The 12,507-nt window shown below is 36.1% G+C and carries 16 protein-coding genes and 1 riboswitch; of the genes, 13 read left to right on the plus strand and 3 right to left on the minus strand.

Annotated elements, in window-relative coordinates:
• Positions 1-458: 458 nt before the first annotated feature.
• The 3 genes from MKY09_RS00220 to MKY09_RS00230 all read right to left on the minus strand — a co-directional run bounded on the left by MKY09_RS00220 (position 459) and on the right by MKY09_RS00230 (position 1,878).
• Positions 459-674 carry a spore coat protein gene (locus MKY09_RS00220; RefSeq protein ID WP_205964094.1) on the minus strand — a complete coding sequence of 72 codons (216 nt, stop codon included), beginning with the start codon at positions 672-674 and terminating at the stop codon, positions 459-461.
• A 216-nt stretch (positions 675-890) separates the two neighbouring features.
• Positions 891-1,313, minus strand: coding sequence for a spore coat protein (locus tag MKY09_RS00225; RefSeq protein WP_340886149.1), 423 nt, complete (start codon positions 1,311-1,313; stop codon positions 891-893).
• Between the two features lie 31 nt (positions 1,314-1,344).
• Positions 1,345-1,878: a spore coat protein gene (locus MKY09_RS00230; protein ID WP_340886151.1), complete on the minus strand. Its 534-nt coding sequence runs from the start codon at positions 1,876-1,878 to the stop codon at positions 1,345-1,347.
• A 595-nt stretch (positions 1,879-2,473) separates the two neighbouring features.
• On the opposite strand from MKY09_RS00230, the gene MKY09_RS00235 reads away from it, so the two are divergent.
• The 13 genes from MKY09_RS00235 to glmU all read left to right on the plus strand — a co-directional run bounded on the left by MKY09_RS00235 (position 2,474) and on the right by glmU (position 12,490).
• Positions 2,474-3,244: a TatD family hydrolase gene (locus MKY09_RS00235; RefSeq protein ID WP_340886153.1), complete on the plus strand. Its 771-nt coding sequence runs from the start codon at positions 2,474-2,476 to the stop codon at positions 3,242-3,244.
• A 122-nt stretch (positions 3,245-3,366) separates the two neighbouring features.
• The gene (locus tag MKY09_RS00240; protein ID WP_340886155.1) at positions 3,367-4,584 is read left to right on the plus strand and encodes a ubiquitin-like domain-containing protein; all 1,218 of its coding nucleotides are present in this window, start codon (positions 3,367-3,369) and stop codon (positions 4,582-4,584) included.
• A 168-nt stretch (positions 4,585-4,752) separates the two neighbouring features.
• Positions 4,753-5,322, plus strand: coding sequence for a ribonuclease M5 (gene rnmV / locus MKY09_RS00245; RefSeq protein WP_340886158.1), 570 nt, complete (start codon positions 4,753-4,755; stop codon positions 5,320-5,322).
• Positions 5,319-6,200, plus strand: coding sequence for a 16S rRNA (adenine(1518)-N(6)/adenine(1519)-N(6))-dimethyltransferase RsmA (rsmA, locus tag MKY09_RS00250; protein WP_340886160.1), 882 nt, complete (start codon positions 5,319-5,321; stop codon positions 6,198-6,200). The genes rnmV and rsmA overlap by 4 nt, the downstream gene beginning before the upstream one ends.
• A 152-nt stretch (positions 6,201-6,352) precedes the next feature.
• A complete protein-coding gene (locus tag MKY09_RS00255; RefSeq protein WP_144541541.1) occupies positions 6,353-6,616 on the plus strand; it encodes a Veg family protein in 264 nt (87 codons plus the stop codon).
• A 131-nt stretch (positions 6,617-6,747) separates the two neighbouring features.
• Positions 6,748-6,924, plus strand: coding sequence for a small, acid-soluble spore protein, alpha/beta type (locus tag MKY09_RS00260; protein WP_144541539.1), 177 nt, complete (start codon positions 6,748-6,750; stop codon positions 6,922-6,924).
• A 220-nt stretch (positions 6,925-7,144) separates the two neighbouring features.
• The gene (gene ispE, locus MKY09_RS00265) at positions 7,145-8,011 is read left to right on the plus strand and encodes a 4-(cytidine 5'-diphospho)-2-C-methyl-D-erythritol kinase (RefSeq protein WP_340886162.1); all 867 of its coding nucleotides are present in this window, start codon (positions 7,145-7,147) and stop codon (positions 8,009-8,011) included.
• 57 nt (positions 8,012-8,068) lie between these two features.
• Positions 8,069-8,920, plus strand: coding sequence for a pur operon repressor (gene purR, locus MKY09_RS00270; protein ID WP_169360385.1), 852 nt, complete (start codon positions 8,069-8,071; stop codon positions 8,918-8,920).
• Positions 8,898-9,269: a RidA family protein gene (locus tag MKY09_RS00275; RefSeq protein WP_169360348.1), complete on the plus strand. Its 372-nt coding sequence runs from the start codon at positions 8,898-8,900 to the stop codon at positions 9,267-9,269. The genes purR and MKY09_RS00275 overlap by 23 nt, the downstream gene beginning before the upstream one ends.
• Positions 9,270-9,555: 286 nt before the next feature.
• Entirely contained in the window at positions 9,556-9,843 is a 288-nt protein-coding gene (gene spoVG / locus MKY09_RS00280; RefSeq protein ID WP_169360349.1) for a septation regulator SpoVG, read from the plus strand.
• A 100-nt stretch (positions 9,844-9,943) separates the two neighbouring features.
• Positions 9,944-10,042, plus strand: a riboswitch (guanidine-I (ykkC/yxkD leader).
• A gap of 63 nt (positions 10,043-10,105) precedes the next feature.
• Complete coding sequence (locus MKY09_RS00285; protein WP_340886169.1) at positions 10,106-10,447, plus strand: multidrug efflux SMR transporter; 342 nt, start codon at positions 10,106-10,108, stop codon at positions 10,445-10,447.
• A complete protein-coding gene (locus tag MKY09_RS00290; protein ID WP_340886172.1) occupies positions 10,447-10,761 on the plus strand; it encodes a multidrug efflux SMR transporter in 315 nt (104 codons plus the stop codon). The genes MKY09_RS00285 and MKY09_RS00290 overlap by 1 nt, the downstream gene beginning before the upstream one ends.
• Positions 10,762-11,119: 358 nt before the next feature.
• Positions 11,120-12,490, plus strand: a complete 1,371-nt coding sequence (gene glmU, locus MKY09_RS00295; RefSeq protein ID WP_342560091.1) for a bifunctional UDP-N-acetylglucosamine diphosphorylase/glucosamine-1-phosphate N-acetyltransferase GlmU — start codon at positions 11,120-11,122, stop codon at positions 12,488-12,490.
• Positions 12,491-12,507 lie beyond the last annotated feature (17 nt).

Here is a 12,507-nt window from a genome sequence, read left to right on the forward strand (position 1 = left end):
GGACGCTTTCCTCGGGGTGAGCAATAAGCCATTACCCATCGCTTACGCGCGTGGTTGTGATCAAAGCTAAAAACTGTCACCAACCCAATTTCATCATCTGTTTATGTTCTTAATAGCCATTTGAAAGTTCCTTTTTTAATGTTTACAGTCACTATAAAAAAGAATGGTTAGTCAAAATCAACCAATAACTTTAACAAAGCTATAAAAAATTAAACGTCTATAACATAGGCGTTTAAATATGATTCCTAAAATAGTATTGGCAGTATAACTTGTATATTAATGTTGAAACATACAGTGGGATGAGTAGGCAGACAAGCCTTCACAACAGCGTAATCCTATAGTAAATCTTACCTGCTCTTCTCATTCACTGCTTCCACCATAGCGGAAATTAAAGACATGTTACTCTAATTAATACATCTTAAAATTATTTGTCAGTTACTAATAAGCAACGTTGTTTTTCAGTCATCATTCTTTTTTTCGGATGTCGGATCAATAAATTGGTCCACTTGTAAGGTTAGTTCTTCCACTAGTTCTTTGAGTAATTGCTTTTGCTCAGTGGATAATTTTCCTTTAACATCATCAAGATCTACGCCATTTTTACGTAGTGTATCACTCACTATTAAATCAATGACCTTATTAGGAATTGCATTTGCTTTTTTGGGTATCTCGCTCACGTCTTTCACTCCTTCTCTAATATCATTCGTATTATTATATGCAACTATAATTTAAGAGGAGCGTGGAATCTTTTACGTTTTCAAACCCAACGAATAGACCGTCTCAACAATAACCTTAATTGGAGGTTAATTAGAAAATATTTTAAAAGTGACTCGCTCAAACCAAATTTGAAGCGCACTTACTCAAATTAAATATTTCTAAATTGATTCGATATATTATAAAATATCTAACTTAGCTACTAAAGATACAAGAACTTGAAGCATAGCCTGAATGTTTATTGCTAGATCTGTGTCTGTAGTTGTAACTTTTACATTTTTGGATCCCTCAATAATAGTTTTTTGGACATTTTGTTGTTTAGTTTTTATAAACTGCTTCATGTCTTGGGCAACAGCTCTAGCTTGATCTGTATCTCCTAAAGTAATGGTTATAACTGCAGCAATAGCTGCTTGAATTCCTAGTTGTAAGGACAATGCTGCTTGTGTGTCTGTTGTTTGGATGTCTACGCCTTCTGAATTCTTTACAACAATCCACTCATATGATTGTTGCTTAGTAGATACTACTTGTGCTCCATTTTGCTGTACATCCGCATTATTATGATCATTGTCATCGCAATGATCTAATGCTTTCCATTTATTCATATTTTCACCTCTTTTCTTCTTTTTAAAAAATTTAAAGAACGTCTAGTTTAACAACTAATGAAACTAATACTTGAAGCATAGCCTGAATGTTCACGGCTAAATCTGTATCGGTAGTCACGATATTAACGTCTTTTGAGTTATAAATAATGATTTTTTGCTTATTGGATTGTTCATCATTAAACTTTTGGAATATATCTTGTGCAATAGCTTGACCCTGATTAGAATCACCAATTGCAATACTTACTACTAGAGCAATTGCAAGTTGTAGTCCAATTTGAAGAGACACGGATGCTTGAGTATCAGTTGTTTGAACTGTTACGTTACAGGAATCCTTAATCCAAATTAGTTCATCGGATTCTTGATCTACAGATATCAATTGATCGCCTTCCTCAACAACAGCTGCCTCACTAAAATCATTATCATGATGATCACTAAGTTCGTGATGATTCTGATAATGATGGTTTTTTAGCTCGCTATCTTTGGCATCAAGGCTGCTACATAGTTGGCAGTCTCTTACTGGTTGATAACTAGTGTCACTATATCGTTTACTTTGTGGTTGACTCATTCTAAAATCTCCTTTCCTATTTTCTAGCTTGGTTATAAGAAATGAATCCTTTCAACCTCACTTCTGTATCATATGAACAAGATATTTATTGACATAGTTTGTTTGACTATTAAAAAGACTATGTTTTTTACGCTTAATTATTTTGTGAACGCATAATTGTTGTGATAATCTTGACGATTCGAGCAAACTAAATAATCTTGCCTATAGAAAAATAAGCAAGATTAATTAGATTTAAAGAAAATGGGTGAATAGATTTTTATTAATCAACTAAACCGAGCAATTATTTTCAAACATAGGTGGGTTAATTTCATAATACCTATTATGAAGTGAAGGGGGAGGTTGCGACTCTAGGGGGGATTGAGACAGTTGTGCACTTCAAACGTTCGCAAGTGACGGTTTACTTAACCCTGCAAATATTGTTCAAGTTCTTACAAATTAACAGAAATGATGAAAATGATTCAGGAAATTTATTGTTTTATCGTATGAAATTAATCAAAAAATTTAAAAATGTGACTCATTTAATGTAATTGTAATAATATTGTGATGTATGTAAATTAAAAAGATTGTAAAATAAATATCAGATAGGAGAATGTATATGCTAATAGATACACATGTCCATTTAAATGCAGATCAATATGATGAAGACCTTCAGGAAGTAATTGATAGAGCCTTAGAGGCAAATGTTCAGAAGATGGTCGTAATTGGTTTTGATCGGAAAACAATTGAACGTGCAATGGAGTTAGCAGAAACATACCCGTTTATTTATGCCGTAATTGGATGGCATCCAGTGGATGCAATTGATTGTACGGAAGAAGATTTACAGTGGATCGAAGAGTTATCTGCACATGAGAAAGTAGTAGGTATTGGTGAAACAGGGCTAGACTATTATTGGGATAAGTCCCCTAAAGAAATTCAACAGACTATTTTCCGCAAGCAAATACGCTTAGCGCAAAAGGTTAACTTGCCAATCATTATACATAATCGAGAAGCAACGGAAGACGTGATTAGGATTCTTCAAGAGGAGGAGGCTCATCTAACAGGGGGAATTATGCATTGCTTTGGGGGAAGTGTAGAAACAGCAAAACAATGTATTGATATGAACTTTATGATTTCACTTGGTGGACCAGTAACCTTTAAAAATGCGAAGAAACCTAAAGAGGTCGCAACGGAGATTCCATTAGAGCATTTATTAATCGAAACAGATGCTCCTTATTTGGCTCCACATCCTCATAGAGGTAAAAGAAATGAACCTGCACTTGTTGCACTTGTTGCAGAAGAAATTGCTCGATTAAAGGGTATTTCAGTGGAGGAGGTAGCAGAGGCCACAACAAGCAATGCTATGCGTTTTTTTCACTTAAATGACTAACTAATGACCCTTATTTTTGTATAGTAAACCACCTTGAGGTAAAAATTGGATAAAAACCTAAAGTGTTGACAAGCTTAAAAGTACTCTATATAATCACACGAGTGAACAAGGAGGCGTTTTTCATGCAAAATAATACCATGAAAAACCTGTTCTTTCATTCATTGAGGAGCAAGAAAACACTAGTAACGATTGCATCTTTACTATTGTTTTTTGCAGTGGTTTCGTTCGTATTATACGAAGGAACAAAGAAAACTGTTGCTATAACAGTTAACGGAGAACAACAAGAAATAACAACACATGCCAATACCGTTGGAGAACTACTAGAGGAAAATAATCTAGTGGTCTCTAACGATGATTTTTTACATCCCTCAGTGAACACTTCAATCAAAAATAATCTTAAGATTGAGTGGGAGCAGGCAAGACAAATAGAAATCACAGTAGACGGTAAAATTCAAACTGTCCAGACTACTGATGATGTAGTATCAGAAATACTAGCAAAGGCAAATGTTGCTTATACAGAACATGATGCGATTACCCCTGCTGCAGATGCAGAGGTGGGACCCGATAATCGAATTGCAATTGAAAAAGCATATGAAGTCACGCTTATAGATGGCAAGGAAGAACAAAAATTATGGTCCACTTCGACTACGGTCGCTGACTTTTTAAAAAAACATAACATTTCATTAAATGAATTGGACCGTGTAGATCAGAAAATGGATGAACTTATACTTCCTAACTCTGAAATACAAATAGTGAGAGTAGAAAAGGTCACCGATGTAGTTGAGGAAGAAACAAACTTTGCAGTAGTTACAAAGAAAGATGATTCTCTGCTTAAGGGAAAAGAAAAAATCGTTGAAACAGGTGAAAAAGGTTCTGTTGCGCGCACTTATGAGGTAGTTAAAGAAAACGGGGTGGAAGTTTCCCGTAACATAGTGAGTGAAAAAGTCACTAAAGAGCCTAAAAAGAAAGTTGTAGCAGTTGGAACTAAAGTAATGACTGCAAGTGCGAATGTATCTCGTGGGACTAAAACCTCGGCTGCCCCATCCAAAGGAAGCGAGTTTTATGTCACAGCTACAGCGTATACAGCTAACTGTAATGGGTGTACAGGTGTGACAGCAACTGGTATTAATTTAAAGTCTAATCCAGAGGTAAAAGTGATCGCTGTAGATCCTAGTGTTATTCCTCTTGGGTCTAAGGTGTGGGTCGAAGGCTACGGCTATGCAGTGGCTGGAGATACTGGTGGTGCTATAAAAGGAAAGAAAATAGACTTATTTATGGCTTCCAAATCGCAAGCCTATGATTTTGGGCGTAAAAAAGTTCGTGTAAAAGTTTTAAAATAATATAAAAGGTATGTAAAGCAGGTGTAGATACAGATATCGGGTAAACTACGTACTCGCTTTATACGACATTGTATATCATTTTTCGTATAGCTTTCCCTCTCGTTGATAGGGAGAGCTTTTTTGCGTTATGATAGAGGCTAGTATAGAAGTGGAAAAGAGGTAAAACGCTTGCGAATAAATGAAATAATCGTCGTAGAAGGAAAAGATGATACGACTGCTATAAAAAGAGCAGTTGAAGCTGATACTATAGAAACTAATGGTTCTGCCATATCAAAAGAAACACTTATCAAAATTCAGCACGCTCAAGATAAAAGAGGTGTCATTGTATTCACTGACCCAGATTACCCTGGCAGAAGAATTCGTGCCATTATAGAACAACAAATCCCTGGGGTGAAGCATGCTTTTTTATCAAAAGAAAAAACGATAGCTAAAAATGGTAAGGGACTAGGGATTGAACATGCTAAAGATGAAGATATTCGACAAGCTCTTAGTCATGTGTATACCCCTAAAACTGACATGGAAACTACTTTTCCGGCCATTCCACTAGAAGTGCTAATAGCAGGAAAGCTTATTGGACACCCACATGCAAAAGACAGAAGGACTCGACTTGGAGAGTTATTAAAAATAGGCTATACCAATGGAAAGCAGTTACAAAAGAGACTAACTATATTTCAAATAAATAAGGAACAGCTGGAAGCAGCGATTCTGCAACTCGATTTGGAGGACAATACGAAATGACACAAAAAGATATAGCAACTCCTATACGCACACAGGAAATACTAAAAAAATATGGTTTTTCTTTTAAAAAGAGCTTAGGACAAAATTTCTTAATAGATCCTAATATTCTTAGAAATATCGTTAGTCATGCCAATTTAACAAATGAATCAGCCGCAATTGAAATTGGCCCGGGAATAGGAGCTTTAACAGAACATCTAGCAAGAGAAGCTGGAAAAGTAATCGCTTTTGAAATAGATCAGCGTTTGTTGCCTGTGCTAGCAGATACACTCTCACCATATAACAATGTAGAAATCATTCACAAGGATATTCTAGAGGCGAATATGCTAGAAGTATTTGAGGAAAAGTTAACTGATTATAAAGATGTCATGGTTGTAGCTAATTTGCCATACTATGTAACAACCCCAATTTTGCTGAAGCTATTAATGGATCGTTTGCCTATAAGGGGGATGGTTGTGATGATGCAGAAGGAGGTGGCTGATAGAATTACCGCTTCGCCGGGGACCAAGGCTTATGGGTCTTTGTCAATTGCAATTCAGTATTATATGAAAGCCGAGGTGGCTATGACTGTTCCTAGGGCTGTCTTTATGCCACCGCCAAACGTAGACTCTGCGGTAATTAAGCTAACTCGCCATGAAACTCCGCCAGTACAAGTGATAGATGAGGATTTCTTATTTAAAGTTTCAAGAGGTTCTTTTGTGCAACGAAGAAAAACTATAATAAATAACCTACAATCCTCCCTTCCTAATGGGAAGGAGAAGAAGGAACTAATCATTCAAGCACTGGAGAAGGTAGGCGTATCACCCACACGTAGAGGAGAAACGCTGAGTATTGAAGAGTTTGGAAGGCTAGCAGATGAGCTGTATCCAAATTTCCATTAAATTTACTTGTTACAATATTAGTAATGTTAATAAATAAAGTAGTAAAAACGATTAATAAAAACGTTGACAAGAGTATGTGTAAGTTGATAAAATGTTTTGTTTGACAAAAAAATGGATATGTGTTAGGATTGAGTCAGTGAGGTGTAAGCGGAATGCCAAAAACTTTAGCTGATATTAAAAAGTCATTAGATCATCATTTAGGGAAACGTTTGCAATTAAAAGCAAACGGAGGTCGTAAGAAAACAATTGAACGTGCAGGGGTGTTAAGAGAAACCTATCATGCAGTGTTCGTAATCGATTTGGATCAAGATGAAAATTCTTTTGAACGGGTATCTTATAGTTACGCAGACATTTTGACAGAAGCAGTAGAAATCACTATTTATGATGAAGCAAATAATTCAATTGTAGTAAAATGATTGTTTAGAACTTTTATTTTTACGTTTTTATATGGCAAAAACTCCTATCCCATTCGAATGAGTGGATAGGAGTTTTTTTCTTTTAAATGCACATACTAACGTTGCTAGTTGTTTTGAGGAGGATTCACCATATGGCTAGAAGAGGGATTATGTCTAAGGAATTAAAAGAAGAGATTGCCAAGGATCTTGGATTTTATGATGTAGTCAAAACAGAAGGCTGGGGTGGGATTAAATCCCGAGACGCAGGTAATATGGTAAAACGTGCAATTGAAATGGCTGAACAACAAATGAACAACCAAAGTAAATAAACAAGATTACCTAAGTTCGATATCCAAAATAAAATACAACTAGCAAAGAAAAGGCGATCTATGCCTTTTCTTTTTTTAATCACCTCTTCCATTCCCATTCCACCATTCGTTTAATGGGTAGAGTCAATGCTTATACTTTTCTTATTGTTCTCATTTTTTTCAAAAAGGAAGGACTATGGTAAAATAGGGAACAGCATAAGTAGGAAAAGGAGCAGATGGGATGTACTATGTGAAAGCACCTGCTAAGATAAATTTAACACTTGATGTATTACATAAACGCCCTGATGGCTATCATGAGGTGGAAATGATTATGACCACTGTAGATTTAGCAGACCGCATCGGGTTAGAAATGAGAGAAGACGGAGCTATACATATTATTTCAGTCGATCGTTTTGTTCCAAATGATCATCGTAACCTTGCCTATCAAGCGGCAAAGATACTTAAAGAAATGTACAAGGTGAAGTCTGGCGTCTCTATTAAAATCGAAAAGAATATACCAGTTGCAGCAGGACTTGCAGGTGGTAGTAGTGACGCTGCGGCAACTTTAAAGGGGCTAAATGTTCTGTGGGGATTAAATCTCACTTTAGACGAGCTAGCTCAAATAGGAACAAAAATAGGGTCAGATGTGGCATTTTGTGTATACGGTGGGACTGCATTGGCGACCGGGCGAGGAGAAAAAATCCAAGAGCTTCCGGCACCGGCCAACTGTTGGGTTATATTAGCTAAGCCAACATTAGGGGTATCTACTGCAGATGTATATGGAAATTTAAAAATTGATCAAATAGTTCATCCGAAAACAACAGCAATGGTAAATGCTATTAAGGACAAGGATTATGATTTGATGTGCAACTCACTTGGGAATGTTTTAGAAGATGTAACACTAAAACTATACCCTGAAGTAGCTAACCTAAAAGAGCAAATGCAACGCTTCGGAGCTGATGCTGTATTAATGAGTGGTAGTGGTCCAACTGTTTTTGGACTTGTAAACCAAGAATCACGAGTACAGAGAATATATAACGGGCTACGAGGATTCTGTGATGAGGTATATGCCGTTAGGCTAATGGGAGATAGAGAACCACTTGCTTAAACACGTATAATTGTGGTAAGTTTTGTTTAAAATATTCGTGATTAGAGGTGGAAAATGATGAAATGGAAAAGAAGTGAACGGTTAGTGGACATGACTCAATATTTAATGGAGCATCCACATAAACTAATCCCTTTAACTTATTTTGCTGCTTTATATCAGTCTGCAAAATCTTCTATTAGTGAAGATTTAACGATAGTAAAAGAAACATTTGAAGAAAGAGGCAAAGGTATACTTGTGACTGTACCTGGTGCAACAGGGGGAGTTAAATTTATTCCAACTATGACAGACCAGGATGTTAAGAAAATCGCTCAGGAATTAATGGACCAACTTTCTAAAGCGGAACGTCTCTTACCCGGTGGTTATTTGTATATGACTGACCTTTTGGGTGAACCAATGCTAATGAACAAAATAGGGAAGGTATTTGCATCTGCATTTGTCGATACAAAAATCGATGCTATTATGACAGTTGCAACAAAAGGTATTCCTATTGCTCATGCTATTGCAAGACACTTAAATGTTCCTGTAGTTGTAGTGCGACGGGATAGTAAGGTCACAGAAGGACCTACTGTCAGCATAAATTATGTTTCTGGTTCAGCTAGAAGAATTCAAACAATGGTTCTTTCTAAAAGAAGTATGGAAAAAGGCCAGCGTGTGCTAATTACCGACGACTTTATGAAAGTTGGAGGAACTATCAATGGTATGAAAAGCTTACTTGAGGAGTTTAACTGTGAGCTTGCGGGCATAGCTGTCTTAGTGGAAGCGGAGCATACAGGGGAACAATTGGTTGAGAATTACTTGTCTTTATTAAAGTTACATGAAGTAAATGAAAAAGACGGTACGATCGCTTTAACTGAAGGTAATTATTTCACGAGGGGTGGAAAATCAAATGAAAATAGTATCAACGAATAAGGCTCCAGCTGCAATAGGTCCATACGTACAAGGTATGGTAGTTAACGGAATGTTTTATAGCTCAGGTCAAATTCCATTAACGCCAACCGGAGAAGTAATTGATGGTTCTATTACGGAACAGACTGACCAAGTTTTCGCTAACTTAGAAGCTGTTCTAACTGAAGCTGGTTCTTCCTTGTCCAAGGTAGTAAAAACTCTTGTCTTTTTAAAAGATATGAACGATTTTGTTGAATTCAATGCTGCCTATGAAAAACATTTTGGTGATCACAAGCCTGCTCGTTCAGCTGTAGAGGTTGCTCGCTTACCTAAAGATGTAAAGGTAGAAATTGAAGTTATAGCAGTTATTTAAAGCTAAGGCACATGCTTTCTTCGGAAATTATGTGCTTTTTTAGATTTTCTTTAAGTTTACTTTATTGTCACTCCCACAAGCATTTCATCGAACAATAAGGATACAAGAACCTCAAGTCATACTCCAAATAAGTTTTGTAAAATCCCCTCGTCTTTTATACTATTTTTTGATAGTTTTTTAATGTATATAATATTAAAAATATTCTAAAACAAAGCAGGAATTTTTAAATTTTTGTGGAATAGTAAGTTAATATAGATATTTGCAACTAGGGGGAAGGAGAGATTATATGGAAGTGACAGATGTGAGATTGCGTAAAGTATTAACCGATGGGCGTATGAGGGCAATCGCTTCTATAACACTAGACAACGAGTTTGTAGTCCATGACATTAGAGTTATCGAAGGAAATGCAGGGTTATTTGTGGCTATGCCAAGTAAGCGAACACCAGAAGGGGAATTTCGAGATATAGCTCATCCTATAAATGTAGGCACACGATCTAAAATTCAGGATGCTGTGCTATATGCCTATCATTTAAGTGATGATGTAATAGCGGAAGTGGAAGAAGCGACTATATAAGACTATCTTCAGTTGTAGTTAGCGTTCAGAAACAGGCTATAAGAATCTTATACTTTTACTTTACTAATAAACAACTATATAATATCCATAATAAAATACTTTGAATGTTTTCTAGGGTTCCGCAACCGTTGTGGTTGGTCTGGACCGAGAGAAAACTCACAGCTTTGCTGTGTCACGGAAGGATAAAAGCCTGGGAGAAACTGTTTAATAGTTTCTCTCAGGCTTTTTTTTGAGAATAATAATATATTGGAGGTTTTTTTAGATGGATAAGGCATGGATTAAAGTGTTCATTGCTGCATTATTTGAGGTTTTTTGGGTTATTGGATTAAAGTATGCAGACGATTTTTGGACTTGGGCTGGAACAGTTATTGCTATCTTTATCAGTTTCTATTTAATGATTATGGCTGGTCGAGAACTTCCTGTAGGTACTGTTTATGCTATTTTCGTTGGTATAGGTACAGCAGGGACTGTATTTTCTGAGATTCTATTCTTTGACGAACCATTTCAAGTAGAAAAAGTATTCTTGATTGTACTATTACTTGCTGGAGTAATTGGGTTGAAATTAATTACAAAGGAAAAAGTTCAGGAAAGGAGTGAATCTTAATGGCTTGGATTTCATTAATTTTAGCAGGTGTTTGTGAAATGTTCGGAGTGGCGATGATAAGTAAATTGCATAAAGATCGTAATTGGCAAGCGGTAGTACTCTTAATACTCGGATTTGGAGCAAGTTTTCTTCTTTTGGCTTATTCCATGAAAACTCTTCCTATGGGAACAGCGTATGCTATTTGGACAGGTATTGGAGCCTCTGGAGGAGCGATATTAGGTATGGTTTTATATGGAGAATCTAAAGACCCGAAACGACTAATTTTTATTGGAATGATTTTAGGCGCCGCTGTTGGCCTAAAACTCGTATCATAAGATGATACGTGATGGATATATCTTTAAGCTAAATGTGGAATAATTATTTATAGGCTGCCTCTCCCTTCCTAAAAAAATAATTTCACTATAATTTATTTAGCAAATGAGTCAATTTTATAAATATCATCATTCTGGGAAAGTTATTACAATAAAGCAGAAATCAATTATTAAAAAGCATATATATGTCATATTCAATCTAATCGTTAAGATTTGTTATATAAAAATAAAGTATGATTTAACAAAAAAATATATATATTACTTGTTTTGTCATGTATTTGTCAAGAGATAATTCCTTGAAAAAAACCCTCTTTTCCTATATAGTCAAAAGAGGAAATTAGCCCACTGGAGGGAATATCAAATGACAAATACCTATGCAGTTGTTTTGGCAGCTGGTAAAGGCACTCGTATGAAATCTAGTCTATATAAAGTATTACATCCTGTGTGTGGAAAACCAATGGTAGAACATGTTATTGATAACATGGATCAGGTAGGGGTAGAAAGAATCGTGACTATTGTTGGTCATGGTGCCGAATTAGTGCAAAGTAAGCTTGGAAGCAGAAGCGAATATGCTTTACAATCTGAGCAACTAGGTACAGCACATGCTGTTTTACAAGCAGAAGAAGCTCTTTCTAACCTGAAGGGAACAACTATTGTTGTGTGTGGCGATACTCCTTTAATAACAGCAGAAACTATTAAGGAATTGCTTAAACATCACAAAGAAACAAATGCAAAAGCTACTATTTTGACTGCAATAGCAGATGATCCAGCTGGTTATGGACGAATTATTCGTACTGAGCAAGGGAACGTTAAGTCTATAGTAGAAGACAAAGATGCAAATTCAGAAGAGAAGCTTGTCAAAGAGATTAACTCTGGTACTTACTGCTTTGACAACGAAGCATTGTTTAAATCATTAAAGTTAGTAAAAAATGAAAATACTCAAGGTGAGTATTATTTACCTGATGTTATTGGAATTTTACAACAAGATGGAGAAGTTATTTCTGCATATGCAGCGAAAGACTTTGATGAAACGCTTGGAATTAATGATCGTGTTGCACTATCGCAAGCAGAACAAATTATGCGTGCTAGAATAGCCAAACACCATATGCGTGAAGGGGTAACTATTATAGACCCTCAAAGTACATATATAAGCAGTGAAGCAACAATTGGCTCTGACACTGTTCTACAGCCAGGAGTTATCATTGAGGGTAAGACAATTATCGGAGAAAAATGTACAATTGGCCCAAATAGCCACATAGTCTCTAGTGTCATTGGTGATGAAACAACTATTCACTCTTCTGTTGTATTATCAAGTGAAGTTGGTAACCATACCTCAGTAGGCCCATTCGCACACATACGACCAGACTCTGAATTGGGTGACCAAGTTAAGATTGGTAACTTTGTGGAAGTGAAAAAATCGGTAGTTGGCAATGGGAGTAAAATCTCTCACCTAAGCTATATGGGCGATGCATCTATAGGAACTAATGTGAATATTGGTTGCGGAGCTATTACGGTTAATTACGACGGTAAAAATAAATTTGTAACAACTATTGAAGACGATGCATTTGTTGGATGTAATTCTAATCTAATAGCACCTGTAACAATCGGTAAAAAGGGATATATAGCAGCTGGATCTACGATTACTAAGGATGTTCCAGGTGAAGCACTTGCTATTGGTCGTGCTCGACAAGAAAACAAAGAAGGCTACGTAAACAAACTCAATCTAAAATAACCAATTACTATTCAGGA

The organism is Psychrobacillus sp. FSL K6-4046 (genome assembly GCF_038624605.1).
Classification (GTDB): domain Bacteria; phylum Bacillota; class Bacilli; order Bacillales_A; family Planococcaceae; genus Psychrobacillus.